At 61.9% G+C, this 18,010-nt stretch carries 12 protein-coding genes and 1 rRNA gene; 2 read left to right on the forward strand and 11 right to left on the reverse strand.

The annotated features are described in order from the left end of the window. Positions 1 to 331: 331 nt before the first annotated feature. Positions 332 to 1,189, reverse strand: coding sequence for a tryptophan 2,3-dioxygenase (gene kynA, locus C9383_RS26855; protein ID WP_060754418.1), 858 nt, complete (start codon positions 1,187 to 1,189; stop codon positions 332 to 334). Continuing rightward, the gene (gene kynB / locus C9383_RS26860) at positions 1,186 to 1,836 is read right to left on the reverse strand and encodes an arylformamidase (RefSeq protein ID WP_060754419.1); all 651 of its coding nucleotides are present in this window, start codon (positions 1,834 to 1,836) and stop codon (positions 1,186 to 1,188) included. Before kynB ends, kynA begins: the two co-directional genes overlap by 4 nt. 239 nt (positions 1,837 to 2,075) lie before the next feature. Between kynB and C9383_RS26865 the strand changes: the two genes are divergently transcribed. Then, the gene (locus C9383_RS26865) at positions 2,076 to 2,420 is read left to right on the forward strand and encodes a cupin domain-containing protein (protein WP_060754420.1); all 345 of its coding nucleotides are present in this window, start codon (positions 2,076 to 2,078) and stop codon (positions 2,418 to 2,420) included. A 47-nt stretch (positions 2,421 to 2,467) separates the two neighbouring features. Here C9383_RS26865 and mmsB read toward each other — a convergent pair whose 3' ends face one another. Then, positions 2,468 to 3,355 carry a 3-hydroxyisobutyrate dehydrogenase gene (gene mmsB / locus C9383_RS26870; protein ID WP_060754421.1) on the reverse strand — a complete coding sequence of 296 codons (888 nt, stop codon included), beginning with the start codon at positions 3,353 to 3,355 and terminating at the stop codon, positions 2,468 to 2,470. A 15-nt stretch (positions 3,356 to 3,370) separates the two neighbouring features. Continuing rightward, a complete protein-coding gene (locus tag C9383_RS26875; protein ID WP_090368537.1) occupies positions 3,371 to 4,888 on the reverse strand; it encodes a CoA-acylating methylmalonate-semialdehyde dehydrogenase in 1,518 nt (505 codons plus the stop codon). 132 nt (positions 4,889 to 5,020) lie between these two features. On the opposite strand from C9383_RS26875, the gene C9383_RS26880 reads away from it, so the two are divergent. Beyond that, positions 5,021 to 5,968, forward strand: a complete 948-nt coding sequence (locus C9383_RS26880; RefSeq protein WP_060754423.1) for a LysR family transcriptional regulator — start codon at positions 5,021 to 5,023, stop codon at positions 5,966 to 5,968. Between the two features lie 133 nt (positions 5,969 to 6,101). Here the strand turns inward: C9383_RS26880 and yfiB are convergent, their stop codons facing one another. The 7 genes from yfiB to rrf all read right to left on the reverse strand — a co-directional run bounded on the left by yfiB (position 6,102) and on the right by rrf (position 18,004). After that, entirely contained in the window at positions 6,102 to 6,593 is a 492-nt protein-coding gene (gene yfiB, locus C9383_RS26885; protein ID WP_060754424.1) for an outer membrane lipoprotein YfiB, read from the reverse strand. A gap of 4 nt (positions 6,594 to 6,597) precedes the next feature. Beyond that, the gene (gene dgcN, locus C9383_RS26890; RefSeq protein ID WP_060754425.1) at positions 6,598 to 7,860 is read right to left on the reverse strand and encodes a diguanylate cyclase DgcN/YfiN; all 1,263 of its coding nucleotides are present in this window, start codon (positions 7,858 to 7,860) and stop codon (positions 6,598 to 6,600) included. Then, complete coding sequence (gene yfiR / locus C9383_RS26895) at positions 7,857 to 8,423, reverse strand: regulatory sequestration protein YfiR (RefSeq protein WP_060754426.1); 567 nt, start codon at positions 8,421 to 8,423, stop codon at positions 7,857 to 7,859. The genes dgcN and yfiR overlap by 4 nt, the downstream gene beginning before the upstream one ends. 150 nt (positions 8,424 to 8,573) lie before the next feature. Next, entirely contained in the window at positions 8,574 to 10,634 is a 2,061-nt protein-coding gene (recD, locus tag C9383_RS26900) for an exodeoxyribonuclease V subunit alpha (RefSeq protein WP_090368536.1), read from the reverse strand. Further along, positions 10,631 to 14,305, reverse strand: coding sequence for an exodeoxyribonuclease V subunit beta (recB, locus tag C9383_RS26905; protein WP_090372305.1), 3,675 nt, complete (start codon positions 14,303 to 14,305; stop codon positions 10,631 to 10,633). Before recB ends, recD begins: the two co-directional genes overlap by 4 nt. Further along, complete coding sequence (recC, locus tag C9383_RS26910) at positions 14,302 to 17,754, reverse strand: exodeoxyribonuclease V subunit gamma (RefSeq protein WP_090368532.1); 3,453 nt, start codon at positions 17,752 to 17,754, stop codon at positions 14,302 to 14,304. Before recC ends, recB begins: the two co-directional genes overlap by 4 nt. 134 nt (positions 17,755 to 17,888) lie before the next feature. Next, positions 17,889 to 18,004 (reverse strand): 5S ribosomal RNA (rrf, locus tag C9383_RS26915). Positions 18,005 to 18,010: the final 6 nt, after the last annotated feature.

Below are 18,010 nucleotides of genomic sequence, written 5' to 3' on the forward strand. Positions count from 1 at the left end.
TTCAGAGACGTGACGCGGAGCGTCACAGCCTGCGTTCCCACGCAGAGCGTGGGGACGATCAAATCAAACGCGAAAGTAGCCGTGGCGCAGTCATGATCGTTCCCACGCAGAGCGTGGGAATGCCGCCCTAGACGCTCTGCGTCCGCCTCTAGAGACGTGACGCGGAGCGTCACAACCTGCGTTCCCACGCGGAGCGTGGGGACGATCAAACGCGAAAGTAGCCGTGGCGCAGTCATGATCGTTCCCACGCTCCGCGTGGGAACGCCGCCCAGGACGCTCCGCGTCCGCCTTTAGAGGCGTGACGCAGAGCGTGGGGACGATCAGCTGCGGTTCATAGCGTTGAGCGCACTCGCCACAACTCGGGGAACAGCACAGTGTCGAGCATCTTGCGCAAATAGCCCACGCCTTCGGTACCGCCGGTGCCGGGCTGGAAGCCGATGATCCGCTCCACCGTGGTCACATGCCGAAAGCGCCACTGGCGGAACGAATCCTCCAGGTCGATAAACTTCTCGGCCAACTGATACAGGTCCCAGTAGCGGTTCGGATCGCGGTAGACCTCACGCCAGGCCGCTTCCACCGACTCATCGTGAACCGTCGCCGCCGTCGGGTCGCGCTCGGCGCGTTTCGGGTCAATCGCCAGGCCGGCCTTGACCATCAGGTTGATCGCCTCGTCATACAGCGACGGCGTGGCAATCGCCACTTTCAACTCGTTCAACAACTCAGGCCGATGAGCGTGGGGCCGCAACAGCGCCGCGCTTTTGTTGCCGAGGATGAATTCGATCTCGCGGTACTGGAACGACTGGAACCCCGACGACTGGCCCAGGAACGGACGGATCGCCTTGTACTCCGACGGCGTCATCGTCGCCAGCACCGCCCAGGCATGTACCAGTTGATCAAAGATCCGCGACACCCGCGCCAGCATCTTGAACGCCGGCGGCAGTTGGCCCAGGCGCACGTGTTCACGGGCGGCCTTGAGTTCGTGGAGCATCAACTTCATCCACAGCTCGGACGTCTGGTGCTGGATGATGAAGAGCATTTCGTTGTGGTCCGGCGACAGCGGATGCTGGGCGCTGAGGACTTTGCCCAGGTCCAGGTAATCGCCGTAACTCATGGACTCGGAAAAATTCAGTTCGGCGTTGTGCCATTCTTCCGGGGGTTGGTAATCAGGCGAGAAAGGGCATTGGCTCATCGCGTGGGCTCCTTGAGCGGGCGGAGAATGGCGCGAACCGGGCTCGCGTCGAGGTTGGCAAACCGCAGCGGCAACGCGATCAACTCGTAGTCGCCCTCCGGTACGTCATCGAGCACGATGCCTTCGAGAATCGCCATGCCATGGCGCGCCACGGCATTATGGGCATCCATGGTCTTGGATTGTTGCGGGTCCAGGGACGGGGTGTCGATACCGATTAGACGTACTCCCAGCCCGGCCAGTCGTTCGATGGTTTGCGGGGCGATGGCGGTGAAGTTCGAATCCCACTCAGTCAGCGGCGCCTGTGCATAAGTACGCAGCAACACGCGCTCCGGCAAGTTATCCACACGCCCGTCCAACTGATGCGGCTGCACCAGCGCGCCGCTGTCCAGGCAATGCAGCACACGGCACGCGCCCATGTACAGCTCCAGCGACACCTCGCCAATGGGTGCGCCGTCCGCGCTGTAATGCAGTGGCGCGTCCACGTGGGCGCCCGTGTGCGGTGACAGGGTGACGCGCCCGACGTTCACCGGGCACTCCGGGCCGAACTGCCACACGCGCTCTTCCTGGAACGGCGTGTCACCCGGCCAGGTCGGGGTCGCCGTGCTCAAGGGTGGGCTGATATCCCACCACGTTTTTATTGGGTTCATCGCAAGGCTCTCACTCGTTATGCGGTGAATGATACGAGGGCCTGCTGCGAATTTTCTTGCGAATTCTGGCGTGAGGCGGGAAATCTTTCGCACTTACTGCGAGGAAAACGCGGATTGACGGTGGGTTATATCAAATAAACACGGCTGCGCTTCTGGGCATCCCGATGTCGAGTTCAGACCACTGGTGCAGCGCCCAAGGCCGTAGGGTTGAGCTTTCCCTACCTTGCCTCGGAGACATCATGTCCAAGCCCATCACCGTACTGCGCGACACCCACCCACTGCCGGTCCTGGACGCGTGTAAATGGGAAAAGCTCGAAGGCGACCCGCACACCGTCAACCTCAACGCCTACACCAGCGAAGACGGCAGCAAGATCATGGGCACCTGGATCTGCACACCGGGCAAGTGGTATGTGGAATATGTGAAGTGGGAATACTGCCACTTTCAGGAAGGCTACTGCGTGATCACCCCGGACGGCATGGAACCGATTCACCTGCGCGCAGGGGATATCTTTGTGGTGGAGCCGGGGATGAAGGGGACGTGGGAAGTGGTCGAGACGGTGCGTAAGTATTTTGTGTTTGCTTGAGCCGCAAAAACCCGGGAGCCGCCAAAGGCAGGCTCCCGGAAAACGCCCTATTCGGGCTTGCGATAGCTGTTGATGATCGCCGAGAAGTCCTTGCCCCCTTCCCCGCGCTGGCTCATCGATTGGTACAACTGCTGGGCCACGGCGCCCAGGATCACAGGTTGCTTGGCCTGGCGCGCGGCTTCGGTGGCCAGGCCCAGATCCTTGAGCATCAGGTCGGCACCAAACCCACCGGTGTAACCACGGGACGACGGTGCGGTTTCGATCACGCCCGGCCAGGGGTTGTAGGTGTCTGAACTCCAGCAGCGCCCGGTGGAGCTGTTGATGATGCCCGCCAGCACCTGAGTGTCGATGCCCAACGCATCCCCCAGCGCCATGGCTTCGCTGACGCCGACCATGCTGATGCCCAGCAGCAGGTTGTTGCAGATCTTGGCGATCTGACCGGTGCCGACGTCGCCGCAATGCACGATATTACGGCCCATCTGCGCCAGCACCGGTTGCAGGGTGGCGAACAGTTCCGGGGTGGCGCCGACCATAAAGGTCAGGGTGCCGGCACTGGCGCCACCGGTGCCGCCGGAGACCGGGGCGTCGGCCATCACCACGCCTTGCCTGGCAGCCGCAGCGGCAACATCGCGCGCGGTTTGTGGGTCAATGGTGCTGCAATCCACCGCCGGCACGCCTTGGCCGATACCCGCCAAAACGCCGTCATCATTGAGCCACACGCTGCGCACATGAGCAGCGGCCGGCAGCATGGTAATCACCAGTTCCGCGCCTTGGGCGGCGTGACGTGGCGAGTCGCTGACGGTGCCGCCCAGCTCGGCCAGTTCCTTGAGCACGCTCTGGTTGAGGTCGAACAGGCTCAGCGCGTGGCCGGCCTTGATCAGGTTGCGGGCCATGGGCGCGCCCATATTGCCCAGGCCGATAAATGCAATCTTCATGGTCGTCTCCCGGAATCAGCGCAGGTTGATGGTGGTGTTGACGCCATCGTTGACCGTATCGTCGTCGAACCAGCGGCTCGTCACGGTTTTGGTCTGGGTGTAGAACTGCACCACTTGCTTGCCGTACGGGCCCAGGTCGCCGAGCTTGGAGCCACGGGAACCGGTGAAGCTGAAGAATGGCACCGGCACCGGGATCGGGATGTTGATGCCAACCTGGCCCACATCGATTTCGCTCTGGAACTTGCGCGCCGCCGCGCCGCTCTGGGTGAACAGGCCGGTACCGTTGCCGAACGGGTTGGCGTTGACCAGTGCGATGGCTTCATCAAGGGTCGCGACTTCGATCACCGCCAGTACCGGGCCGAAGATTTCCTCGGTGTAGATCCGCATATCGGTCGTCACGCCCGAGAACAAGGTCGGGCCGACAAAGTTGCCTTGCTCGAAGCCCGGCACCTGGATGCCGCGGCCGTCCAGCTCCAGCTTGGCGCCTTCTTTGACGCCGCTTTCGATCAGCTCCAGGATGCGCGCCTTGGCCCGCTTGGAAATCACCGGGCCTACATCAGTGCCCGCTTCGCTGCCGGCATTGACCTTGAGCTTTTGTGCCAGCGCCTTGAGATCCGGCAGCCATTGCTTGGACGCCCCCACCAGCACCACCACCGAAGTGGCCATGCAGCGCTGGCCCGCCGCGCCAAAACCGGCACCCACCAGCGCATTGAGGGTGTGTTCGCGGTTGGCGTCCGGCAGCACCACGGCGTGGTTCTTGGCCCCCATCATCGACTGCACGCGCTTGCCGTGTTTACCCGCCAGGTCGTACACATGCGTGCCCACGGCGGTCGAACCGACGAAGGACACAGCCTTGATGTCTTTATGGGTGCACAGCGCATCCACGACATCCTTGCCGCCGTGCACCACGTTGAGCACGCCGGCCGGTACACCGGCTTCCAGCGCCAGCTCCACCAGCAGCAGGGTCGACAGCGGGTCCTGCTCGGACGGTTTGAGGACGAAGGTGTTACCGCAGGCGATCGCCATCGGGAACATCCACAACGGGATCATCGCCGGGAAGTTGAAGGGGGTAATCCCCGCACAGACGCCGATAGGCTGGCGCAGGGTGTAGGTGTCGACGCCACCGGCGACGTTTTCAGCGAATTCTCCCATCTGCAGGGTGCCGATGGAGCACGCGTGTTCAACCACCTCCAAGCCACGGAAAATATCGCCCTCGGCATCGGCAATGGTCTTGCCCTGCTCGGCGCTGAGCACCACGGCGATACGCTTGGAATGTTCACGGATCAGGGCTTGCAGCTTGAGCATGATGCGCATGCGCGCACCGATCGGCGTCAGCTTCCAGGTCTGGAAGGCGCGGTGCGCAGCGTCGATGGCGGCGTTGACTTCATCAGCGGTGGCAAACGGGACTTTGGCCAGCACTTGTTGGGTGGCCGGGTTGACGATGTCTTGCCAGTGGGTGGTCTTGGACTCGACCCATTCACCATTGATCAGCAACTTGACCTGTTGCACGGAAATATCGGCGGAAGCGTTCATGGGGTCTCCAAATCTTATAGTTATGCAGAGAACCAAGGCGTTGAATCGCCTTGAAGAATGAGGCGTTCGAACTGTTTTTGGAGTATAGATGTGCAAATCTCTAATAAGAACGCACATAAAAGCCGGACCAACATGCAAAAAAACATCACGTCGCTAGGCTCCCTGAACTGGGATGACCTGAAGTTTTTCCTCGAAGTGGCCCGCACCCGCAAGGCCAGCGTGGCCGCCAAGCGCCTGGCGGTGGACTACACCACCGTATCGCGGCGCATCAGTTCACTGGAAGTGTCGCTCGGCACGCTGCTGTTCGAAAAATCCCGGACCAACGGTTTTGTGCTCACCCCCGAGGGCCAGCGTTTGCTGGGCTACGCGGAGTCCATCGAAAGCACCCTGCACATGGCCTGCGAACAGGTTTCCGGCTCCGGCGTGGCGCTGTCGGGCCACGTGCGCATGGGCTGCACCGAAGGCTTCGGCAGTTTTTTCGTCACCCCGCAGTTGAGCCACTTCGTCGATACCTACCCGGCCATCTCGGTGGACATCCTGCCGCTGCCCCACTTCATCAGCCTGTCCAAACGCGAGGCCGACATCGTCATCGCTTTGGAGCGCCCGGAGCACGGGCCGTATGTGTGCTGCAAACTGTGCGACTACAAATTGCAGCTGTACGCGACCCAGGAATACCTCGATCAACATCCGCCGATCCAACGCCCGACGGATCTGGCTGAGCATCCGTTTATCAGTTATGTGGACGACTTGGCGTTCAGCTCGGAGTTGTTATACCTGGCGAATGTGGTGCCTGGCGCCAGCGCCAGCTTGCGCAGTACCAGCGTGATTGCGCAGTACGTGGCGGCACAGCAGGGGCGTTCGATGGCGATCTTGCCGTGTTTTCTGGCGGCGCAGGATCCGCGACTATTGCCGGTACTCGGCGAGCAGATTTCCATCACCCGCCAGTTCTGGATGTATTGCCGCGAGGATTTGCGCAAGTTGAAGCGGATCACCCTGTTATGGGACTACATCCGCGAGGTGACGGAGCAGAATCAGGGGTTGTTGATGGGTAAGACGCGGGAGATCAGGTTCGCGGACTAAAGGCTCGCCATTCAAATGTGGGAGGGGGCTTGCTCCCGATTGCGGCGGGTCAGTTGCCGATGAGTTGGCTGATCCACTGCTATCGGGAGCAAGCCCCCTCCCACACTTTGATTGCATTTCAGATTGAAGACGCTTAGTCGGCGATCACGACGATTGCCACCCGCCGATTCTCGGTGCGCCCGGCTGCCGTGGTATTCGGCGCCACCGGCTCGCTGCTGCCCAGGCCGCGTAGCTGGATGTTTTCTTCCTTCATGCCCACGCTCTTCAACACGTTGCCCACGCTTTTGGCGCGGCGCAGGGACAGTTGCTGGTTGTACGGTTCCTTGCCCGAGGCATCGGTGTGGCCGTCCACGCGCACGCGGTTGATGCCCGCGCCCACCAGGGCTTTGCCGATGCGTTCGACGATGTCGGTACTGGCTTTATTCAGGCTTTCAATATCGCTACCGAACAGCACTTTGCCCGACAGGCCAAATGTCCAGCCGTCGTCAGCCAGCTCAAAGCCTTGTTGTTTGAGCACGGCCACTTGTGCCGGGGTCAGGCCCTTGGGTGGGGCTGTCTGGCAGCCGCCGAGGGCAAGCAGTGCCACCAGCAAGGTGATAAACATAAAACGTGCGGTCGAGAACAAGGGATCAACTCCTGTGTTGAATGTTGACGACGGGGCGCTCCGGCTCCGCCGTTTGCTGGCCGCCCGAAGACATGCGTTTGGCCTGGTACATCGCCGCATCGGCGGCATTGAGCAAGGTGCCCGGGGTGGCGCCATGCTCGGGATAAATGGCAATGCCGATACTGAGGGAGGTCACCACCTGGGTATCGCCCGGCAGCGGGATCGGCACGTCCATGCTGGCAATGATCTTGTCGGCAATGCGCCGGGCATCTTCGGCCTTGTGCAAGGGCGCCAGCAGGATCGCGAACTCATCGCCGCCCAGACGCGCTACCAGGTCATCCTCACGTAATTGCGCGCGCACGCGCTCGGCGACGGCCACAAGAACGGCGTCACCCGCCGCATGGCCGAAGTTGTCGTTGATGTCTTTGAAGCGGTCGCTATCGAGAAACAACACCGCAACCTGTTCATTAACCTTGGCAGCGCTGCGCAGGGCACGGATCAAGCGGCCTTCGAAGAACGCGCGGTTGGGCAGGCCGGTGAGGCTGTCATGGCTGGCCTGGTGGGCGAGGGTTTCGTTTTCGCTTTGCAAGTGGCTCTGCCAGGCTTCCATCTCGCCAAGCAGGGCGTTGAAGTCGCTGCCCAGGCTGTCGAGTTCGGCGATTTGCGCCGGTGGCACACGGCGGTCGAAATCGCGCTCGCTGCGGGCAGCGTGAGCCACGGCGGCAAGGCTTTGCAGCGGTTGGGTGATGCCCCGTAACAGGCGCCGCGCCAGGTACAGGGCCACCCAGGCGCTGAGGGCGGTGCAAATCAAAATGCCGGCCAGGCCGCTGAGTAAAAAGCGCAGGAGGCTGCCGCCGTGGCCGACTACGTGAATGCTGCCGACGATGCGCCCCTGGTGCAGGATCGGCTGGCTAATGGGCTGTTCGAGCAAGGTGCGCGCCAATACCAGTTCAACCTGCGACAACATTCCGGTTTCCGGGCGGATCCACTGCGCCAACAACTGCCCGTTGGCATCGAAGACTTCGGCCTGGGCCACTTCTTCGGTGGAGGCGATCAGGCTGAGGGCCTCGGTGGCGGCGGCGCTGTCGTTGAACACCACCGCGGCTTCCACGGTGTAATTGATGGAACGAGCGATCAGGTGCAAGTTGTGATCGGCGTACACCCGCAGCGCCAACACCCCGAGCAGAGTCAGGGATACGCTGGCCAGCGTCACTGCAACCAACGCCAGGATCAGGTGCCCACGGCCGATGACCGAACGCAGGGTCGGTCGCACTTTGATAGCGGTCATGGCACTGGCGCCCGGCGCCGGGATAGTTGCAATACGCTTGGATGAATGCGCACGCCGCTGCGTGCGACGGAGTCCAGGTTGACCTCGAACGACACCTGCTCGTCGCCTACACGCAGGCAGAACAGGCTGCCCACAGTGCATTGGTCACCGCCTTCACTGATGCTGAGCACCGGGTGACCGATCAATGAAGTAAACAACCGAGTGCGCTCATCGACGCTGAGCTTGCCGATGTACACGGCGTCGCAGGCACTGACGATATCGGGGTGATCGGCCAGCAGGCGTCGCACCACCACCGGACGACCGGTGGCCTGGGTGGTGCCTTTGATCAGGTCATCGGTGTATTGGGTGGGGCCGACGATGCACAGGCGCAGTTGCGCGGGCTCCGTCGGCCAGCGTGCGTAACTGAGGATGCCGAGTACCACTTGAGTGACTGCCTGGGCGCGGTGATCTGCGGGGCTGGGCGACTGTGCAAAGACCGACGGCACGAGCAGGCACAGTACCGCTACCAGTAACAGGCGTCTCCAGCTCGAACTACGCGCTGTGGACCGGACAGCCACGTTCATGCAGCGATTCTCTCAGGTATTTTCAAGGTGATGCCGCAACGATAGCACAGCGGCGGAAAACCCTACGAGGCAAGGCTTACGCGGGGTGCGCTATTTTTTCAGAAAAGCCCTACGATTGAATCAGAAATATTTCATGACCAGACAGTCAGTTTATTCAGTCCCTGCGTCCAGCTCCAGCATCAGCCCGCTCAAGCGCTTGACCTTCCGTCGCACCGCTTCCTCGAACACACCTCCACGCGGCTCAATCAGGCTGAACCAACGCTTGGCCCGGGTGATGCCGGTGTAGATCAACTCCTTGGTCAGCACCGGGTTCAGCGTATCCGGCAGGATCAACGCGGTATGGGTGAACTCCGAGCCCTGGGATTTATGCACGGTCATGGCGTACACGGTTTCCACATCATTCAGACGGCTGGGCAGCACAAAGCGCACACCGCCCTGGCCATCGTTACGTGGAAAGGCGACACGCAACACCTGCGGGCCGCCGTCGCTTTCCGGCAGTTTGAGGGCGATGCCGATATCGCCGTTCATCAAGCCCAGGCCGTAATCGTTGCGGGTCATCAGCACCGGACGACCTTCATACCACTGGTCGTCGCCTTCGATCAGCCGCACTTTGCGCAGAGCGGCGGTGATGCGCAGGTTCAGCCCCTCCACGCCCCAGGGGCCTTTGCGCACGGCGCAGAGCAGTTGAAAGGCGTCGAAGGCTTGCAGCAGTTGTTGCGCCCAGTGGGTCCAGGCGGGGGCTTCGCGGGGGGTGTCCAGGGCCGGACGGGCGCTGCGCAACAGGTTGAGGTAATAGCGATAGCCTTGGGCTTCATCGCCCTGCCCGTCCAGTACCAGGCGCTCCAAGGCGTGGTCGTGCTCGCCCTTGAGGCGCAGGCAAAACAGGTCAGCGTGAGTGCGTGCAGCCAGCAATTTGCGCGCCTCCTCGGCATTCTGCTGGTTGACCCAACGTGCCAGTTGGCCGATGCCGCTGCCTTCACCAAACCTGCGCGAGTAGCGCAGCATAACCACTTGCTGGGCCAACGGATGGCTGCCGTCGACGTCTTCCTGCAGGCCACTTTTACTCAGGTCCTCGCCGCTGACGACTTGCAACCATTCACGGGTTTCGGCGCTGTACCAGCCCGCTTCAGCGTCACGGCACAAATCGCCGAGCACCGCACCCGCCTCCACCGAAGCCAGCTGATCCTTGTCTCCCAGCAAGACCAATCGCGCATGCGGTGCCAAGGCATCCAGCAGGTTGGCCATCATTTCCAGGTCGATCATCGAGGCTTCGTCGACCACCAGCACATCCAGGGGCAGCGGGTTGCCAAGGTGGTGACGAAAGTGCCGCGTGCCCGGACGACTGCCCAGCAGGCGGTGAACGGTGGTGACCTGGGTCGGGATTTTTTCCCGCACGTTGTCCGGCACATTCAGCGACAGGACCTGTTGGCTGATAGATTCGGTCAGGCGCGCAGCCGCTTTACCGGTCGGCGCCGCCAGGCGGATGCGCAGCGGGTTGCCGGCCTCGACGGCCGGTGCCTGCAACAGCGCGAGCAAGCGCACCACGGTGGTGGTCTTGCCGGTGCCGGGGCCGCCGGTGACGATGCTGAAAGCCCCGCGAGTGGCCAGCGCACAGGCGAGTTTTTGCCAGTCGATCACGCCATCCGGTGGGGGTTGGTCAAACAACCGATCCAGGCGTTGCGGCAAATCCGCAGCGAGGCTTTCCTGAGTTGCCAGGCGCAGGCGCAAGGCCTTGTCGATGCGCCGTTCGTAGGTCCAGTAGCGCCGCAGGTACAAGCGAGTGCCGGACAGGACCAGCGGGCGACTGTGGGCAGCCTCACTGCCATCAACCGCCAACGCCACCAACTGGCTGGCGGCCAGTGCATGGCACCAGTGCGCGCCGTCAAGGCCATCCAGCAATTGCGACGGCAGCAGCATGGCGCCGGTTTGCACGTCGCCTTCGGGCGGTAATGACAGGGCAAAGTCCGGCGCCTTGAGGGTTTCGAACAGGTCCAGGCACACGTGCCCGTGGCCCAGTTGATGGCTCGTCAGCGCTGCCGCCAGCAGTACCAGAGGGGCGGCCTGCGGGTCGAGTTCGTGCAGGAAACCGACAAACGCTTTGTCCAGGGCTCGCAACCAGCCACGCTCTACCCAACGATCGAGGAGTTGCACCAGGTCGGTGGCGCGTTCGAGCGGTTTCAATGCCTCAAGCGGCTGGGGCGACAGGCTCATAGCAGAACTCCTTGTTCCCAGGCGGGTTCAACCTTGGGCGGGATGGGCTTGCCCTGGAACAACAGGTCCAGGCCTTCGATCAGCGCCCGTGGCGGTCGGGTGAAATACGCGCCTTTGCTTGCAGACTGGGTGCCACGCAGGAACACATACAGCGCACCGCCGACGTGCCGGTCATAGTCGTAATCCGGTAGTCGGGCCTTCAACTGGCGGTGCAGGGCCAGCAGGTAAAGTACGTATTGCAGGTCGTACCGATGCTCCAGGATCGACTGCTCCATGGCTTCCAAGGTGTAGGACGAGTCGTCGGGGCCAAGCCAATTGGATTTGTAATCGGCCACGTAATAGCGCCCGGCGTGCTCGAAAGTCAGGTCGATAAAACCTTTGAACATGCCATTGAGCAACACCGCTTCGGCCGCCACGCGGGAGGCACCGTTGTGGGTGAACTGGCACACCCACTTATCGAGGGCGAGCACGTCGACCTTGTGGCTGGCGAACCAGAATTCCATTTCGATCTGGTAGTGCTGCAGGCTGTTGAGCGTGACCAGCGCGTTATCCAGCGCAAACGGCGTGCGCAGTAACTGGCCCAGCCAGCCGCTGAGCGTCACGATCCAGCCCTCCCAGTTGCGTCGGTTACAGCGCGCACCCACGGCTTTTTCAATGGCTTCGGGGGTTACGTTGAAGCCCTCCTCTCCCGCCCATTCCAACAGGCCGTGGAGGAAGGTCCCAGGATTCGGGCCGCGTGGGAAACGATGAATGTCACCGCCAGACGCTACCACTTCACGTGGTGCGTCGGGATCGAGGCGTTCATCGTCGAACAGTTTCTGGGCTTGCGGGCTTTCCGGTGCTTCAAGGCTTGCGGCGCTCATGCTGTCGCCGATTCTTAAAGCGCTGTAGGAAGCGATCCACCAGTTTTCGGCAGCCTTGCGCTTCGGCAGCAGAGGCGCGAGCAACGTGGCTTCATTGCGTGGTGGGTGGAACACGCTATCTTGCGCTTCGGGCACGTGGCCATAGTCGATAGCGGCGCAGCCCGCCTGTAAATCCAATAGCCAGCGCGCCAACGCAGCGGACTCACCCAGAGAGGCGCCTGCGCCGAGCAGATAACCCAGCGCGGACAGGTGCAAGACCGAGCTGCTGTTGTTACCGCGCTTGAGGTCGGCGATACCGAGCCAGCAAGCGTGTTTGGCACGGGTCAGGGCGACGTAGAGCAAGCGCAGGTCTTCGGCCAGGCGCTCATCGTCGGCCTGGGCGATCAATTCGGCGGTCGGCCGCAGACTGACCTGGGCCTTACCCTTTTCATCGTGATAATGCAGCGGTAGGCGGCTGCCATCCACCGGCTTGGCCGAACAGATAAAGGGCAGGAATACCAAGTCGTATTCCAGGCCTTTGGATTTGTGGATGGTCACGACCTTGACCAGTTGCTCATCGCTTTCCAGGCGCAGGATCTGTTCTTCACCCGCCTGGCCGGATAGCGCCAGGTGCTCGGCCAGATGGCGGATCAACGCCTGCTCACCGTCCAGCTCCGAGGCGGCCTGTTGCAGCAATTCGCTCAGGTGCAGCAGGTTGGTCAGCACACGCTCGCCATCGCTACGGGCGATCAGGGTTTGCGGCAGTTTGAAATCATGGAGCAGGCGTCGCAACATCGGCAGCACACCCTGGGTGCGCCAGATCGCACGGTAGCCGCGGAACTGCATGACGCGGGTTTCCCACGCCAGTTCGTCCTGGTTCAGACGTTCAAGTTCATGCAGCGACAGGTTCAAGGTGACACAGGCCAGCGCCGCCCGCAGCGGGCGCTCGACGTCAGGTTCGGCACATGCCTTGAGCCAGGCGAGCAGGTCATGGGCTTCCTGGGCGGCGAAGACTGAGCCTTTATCCGACAGGTATACGCTGCGCACGCCACGGGCGGCCAATTCGGCGCGCACGGCCTGGGCTTCCTTGCCGTCGCGTACCAGGATGGCGATGTCTGACGGCAGCACGCCTTTGAAGCTGCCGTCCGGTTGCAGGAAGCCTGCACTGCCTTGTTGCCCGCCATTGAGCAATCCAACAATGTGCGTGGCACAGGCGGCCGCCAGTTGTTGACGATACACCGCGTTGGAAATCGGTTGATCGGTGGGCAGGTGCCAGAGGTTCATCGCCGGCAGTGTTTGCCCATCGACCTGCAATTGCTCCTTGCGGCCTTGGGACAGCACTGAGTGGAACGGCACGGGGTTGTCGCCATTCGGCTTACGGAACAGGAACGCGCCACGCCCGGTTTCCGCCCGTTGGAACACATGATTCACCGCCTCAACCATTGCATGGCTGGAACGGAAGTTGGTGCCCAGGGTGTGGTGACGGCCAGTGGTGGCCTGACGGGCACGCAGATAGGTGTAGATATCGGCGCCACGGAACGCGTAGATCGCCTGCTTGGGGTCGCCGATCAGGAACAGACCGCTGTCGAGGTGGTTGTCCTCGATGCGGTAGATCCTGTCGAAAATACTGTATTGCACCGGGTCGGTGTCCTGGAACTCATCGATCAGGGCGACCGGGAACTGCTCGCGGATCACGCTGGCCAAGCGCTCGCCCCCCTCGGCGTGCAGGGCGGCGTTCAGACGGATCAGCATGTCATCGAAGCCCATTTCGGCGCGGCGGCGTTTTTCATCTTCGAAGCGTTTACCTACCCAGCCGGCGGCGTGTTGCAACACGGCGGCGTCGGGGGTGGGCAGCGCGTCGAGGGCCGCCTTGAGGCCGGCCATGGCGTCGATGCCCGGGTGGCGTGGTGGCTCGCCCTTCCAGGCTTCGGCCATTCCGTCGGGCGTCAGGCGTGTAAAACCGGTGCCGATGTCGAGTTGCTCAAGGGTTTCGTCGGCGGCCCAGGCACTGATTTTTTCAAACCAGGGTTCGAAGTAGCGGGCTTGCATCTTGCGGCCATCGACGGTTTTGGCGGCCACGGCTTGCAGGCAGATATCGCGCAGCTCGGCGGCCCATGTTTGCCAGGGCGCCTTGAGTTGGATCAGCGCTTCGCGGCGTTCTTGCAGGCAGGCGTTGATCAACTCGGCCGGCTCGCGGGTTTCGTCCGTCGGCCGCTCGCTGCCGAACAGCGCGCGAACCCGTGGCATCAATGCGGCCGGGCCCCCCCAGTAATTGCGCACCCAGTTGAGCGCGTCGTCGCGCATCGGGTAGCAGAACAAGCGCCAGTAGTCGCGCAGCACTTCGCCGAGCAAGTCGCTGTGGTCGGTTTCCAGGGTCTGGGCAAACAGGCTGCCGCTGTCGAAAGCGTGCTCACGCAGCATGCGCTGGCACCAACTATGGATGGTCGAGACAGCGGCTTCATCCATCCATTGCGCGGCAATGTCCAGCCGGTTGGCACAGGCGGGCCATTGCTCGGGGAGGTATTGATCGCGCAGGTCGGCGATCAGCGTATCCGGTGGCTGGATTTCATCGCGAAAGAAGCGTGCGGCTTCGGCCAGGCGGATGCGGATGCGTTCACGCAGTTCTTTGGTCGCGGCGTCGGTGAACGTTACGACAAGGATTTGCGGCGGCAACAGTTCACGGCCGAAGCCTGACTCTGCGTCACCGTGACCGAGGACCAGGCGCAGGTACAGGGCGGAAATGGTAAAGGTCTTGCCGGTGCCGGCGCTGGCTTCAATCAGCTGGCTGCCTTTGAGCGGGAAGGCCAGGGCCAAGGGTTTGCTGCTCATGTGCTGGCCTGCGAACTGGTGAGCGATCGCCATGGGGCGTTGATCAGTGGGCGGTACAGGGTTTCGCACCAACCTTCGAATTCTTCGCTGGCGATAAGCGTTGCGTAGTCGGGAAATTGTCGGGTGAGCGCCGGGGTTTCGCGGCGTTCGCCGTCGTGGGTCAAACCGTCGCCTTCGTAGGCTTTGCTTGCAGCCGCCTGGGCCTTGGCGGGATCGGTCTGGCCGAGCCAGGCGAACGCGGTTTTTACGGCTACCGGAAGCGGTTTGCGCATGCCAGTGTGCCAGGCCAACAGCAGGTTGCAGAGGATTTCCTGGGCCGCCGATGGTTCCAGCGGGGCCAGTAGCAACGTGTCATCGCTCGCCACCAGAGCGGTACTGAGTGACAGACCGCACGCACAGGCCACCACATGATTGACCCACGGGCGAATCAGGCGATGCCACTTGCGCGCCTTGATCGAACCGATGCTGTTGGGGATGGTGGTGACACTTAACAGGCCACCATCGTTGCGCCGATGCAGACCGCTGATCCAGCCTTCCAACCGAATGCCCTGATGCTCAAAACTGACCGGTTCTGCCCCTGTGTGTGGAGTGGGCCAGAGCGCCAGCAGTTGCTGGTAGCGTTGCAACAGGCCGGGTAAGGGCTCGATCAACTCGTTGCGCAGACACTCGCCAAAACCGACCATGGGCAACAGGCCACTGCCTTGCAGACGCAGGGCTTGGGCATTGAGCGCGTGGTCCACGTGATCGGGTCTGACCAGCGCGGCGTTCAGCAGGCTGTCGCTGAGGCTGTAGCGTTGCAGTGCGTCGAGGACGAAAGGTTCTTCATCGGCCAAGGGCACTTCGGCGGCTTCAAAGAACACTTTCAGACGCTGGCTGAAGAAATGTTTGACCGGGTTACGCAGGAAGTCCTGCAACTGGCCGAGGCTCAGGGGTTCTTCTTGTTGGTGATCGGCCAGTTCGTATGCTTGCGCCATGGCGTCAGGCGTTTCGTGCAGCAACTGCCATTCGCGGGCGTAGCTGAAGAGCGGATCGCCCGCGTGAAAGTAACGAGCGCTGAAGGGTTGGAGCGGGTGTTCCTGGGTCATTGCGTCGATCAGCGGTGTGTGTGGTTGTGCGTTCTGCCAGCCACTGGCGAGATGGTCACGCAGTTGGCCGATCAGTACCGAGGCCGGGCGATCGCTGTTGTCACGGATGCTGCGGCCCACCCAACTGATATAGAGCTGGTCGCGGGCCGACAGCAGCGCTTCGAGCAGCAGGTAACGGTCGTCTTCGCGACGTGAGCGGTCACCGGGGCGGTAGTCGCTACCCATCAGGTCGAAGTCCAGCGGCGGTTGGGCACGTGGGTAATCGCCGTCGTTCATGCCGAGCAGGCAGACCAGCTTGAACGGGATCGCCCGCATGGGCATCAGCGTGCAGAAATTGACAGCGCCGGCGAGGAAGCGCTGGGACAGACGCCCCTGGTCAAGGCCGGCCAGCCAGGCTTCACGGACGACAGTGAGGGGTAACTCGTCGTATAGGCCAACGGACTCGCAGGTCTCCAGCCAGGTCTCCCTGAGTTGTTCGAGTTGGCCCAACAGGTAGTCATCGTGTTCGCTGCTGGCCAGGAAGAAGCGTTGCATCAGACGTTGCAGGCGCTCACCCCATTCTTGGGGAGCCGCAGGTTGCGAGAGTGCGTGATGTGCATCACTCAGCGCGTCAAGCAAGGCCACCAGAGGGCCAATCAGGGCAGCGTCGAGGCCACCGATTTCATCATAGGGCTCGATGCCTTCGTAGGCTCCACCGGTGCCGACCGCATAGCCCAGAAGCATGCGGCGCAAGCCAAATCGCCAGCTGTTTTGCTCCAACTCATTCGGCAGCCCCAGGCCGGCGCGCTGTTCGGCGTTGAGCCCCCAGCGCACGCCGGCGCCTTCGATCCAGCGGTGCAGCGTCGGCAGGTCGCGTTCCTTGATGGCGAAACGTTCGCGCAAGGCGGGGACATCGAGCAAGTCGAGGATTTCACTGACGGGGAAGCGGCTGTCGGGAAGTTTCAGCAGATGCTCGACGGCGATCAATAGCGGATCGCGACCGCGTTGGCCCTGGTCGGTAAGGGTAAAGGGGATAAAGCGCGGGTCATTTCGCTCAAGCTGCCCGAATACGGCGCGAATGTGCGGCGCATAGCTGTCAACGTCGGGGACCATGACGATGATGTCTCGGGGGCGCAACGTGGGGTCGGCACTGAAGCGTTGCAGCAACTGGTCGTGGAGGATCTCCACTTCGCGTTGGGCGCTGTGGGCGATATGGAAGCGGATTGAAGTATCGCGCTCCAGATCAACAGCCGGCCATAGCTCGCGTGTTTCATTGAGCGGGCGCAGTTCGAGAATGTCGTCCTGCAATTGATTGAGCAACGTGCGGGGTTCACTTTCACTGAACAGATCGATGCGGCCGTCACGGAACGCGGCGCGGTAGCTGTTGGGGTCGTCGTAGCTGTCCAGCAGGCTGATGTAGTCACGGCCTTGTTTGCCCCAGGCGGCGAGCAGCGGGTGTGCGTGCTGATGCAGGGTTTGCGGGTCGAGGGTGACCGGCATCCCGGTTTTACGTGCCTGGCGTTTATATTCGTTACGCAGCAAGTCTTTGTCAGCGACGATGTCGGACCAATGGTGACGGCATGGGTTGTGAACGCACAGCAGCACCTGGCTGAAGCGTGCCAGACCGGCGAGTGCTTCCAGCGCTTGGGCGGGCAGCGATGAAATGCCGAACACGATCACCCGCGACGGTAGACCTTCAGGGGCCGTCTCCAGTGTATTGATGCGCTCGATGAAACGTTGGTGGACGCCTGCACGACTCTCGGCCATGCCTTCTTCCCCCACATCCAGCAACAACGCTCGCCACAATTCGGCTTGCCAGCAATTGGCGGGGTTGAGCGGCTTGGATTCGCCTCGTCCGTTACGCAGTTGATGCCGGCCGGCTGCCCAGTCTTCCAGCCAGTCGGCGCGGTAAACCTGGTATTGGTCGAACAGGTCGGCCAGGCGCTCGGCGAGTTGGTAGCGCTTGCGCAAATCCGTGTCGTGGGTAAGGAAGCGCTGTAGCGGCTCGAAATGCGGCTGGTCGATGAGTTCCGGGAGTAGGCGCATGAGACGCCAAGTCAGTGGAGCTTTATCGAGCAGGGATTTAGGCGGGATTTCGTCACGGCCCAGGACCATTCGGTAAAGCTGCCACATAAAGCTGCCGGGGAGCTGCACATCGATTGCGGCGGCGATTCCGCAGCCGCCCATGTCGTCATCCTCCGGATCTTCAGCCAGGGCTAGCTTGAGCCACTGGGCGATGCCGTTGCTTTGGACCAAGGCGATCTCGTTTTCCAGGGGCGCCAGAGGGTAGCGTCGCATCCAACTGACCACCAGGCTGCGCAGTTCATCCAGGCGGTTGCCGTGAACCACCATGAATCCAGCGCTGAGGGACGTCGCTTGCGGCATAACGGCTTCCTTGGGAAAAGCAAAATCGAGGCGTGGACTTTAGCATTGAAGACCATCTCGATGAGCCCCTACGCATTTTCGATCGCCCAAAACAAAACCCCATCTGCTTTCGCAGATGGGGTTTCGGAATTTAATCTTGACGATGACCTACTCTCACATGGGGAAACCCCACACTACCATCGGCGATGCATCGTTTCACTGCTGAGTTCGGGATGGGATCAGGTGGTTCCAATGCTCTATGGTCGTCAAGAAATTC

Origin of the sequence: Pseudomonas palleroniana (assembly GCF_003031675.1) — a bacterium.
Lineage (GTDB): Bacteria > Pseudomonadota > Gammaproteobacteria > Pseudomonadales > Pseudomonadaceae > Aquipseudomonas > Aquipseudomonas palleroniana.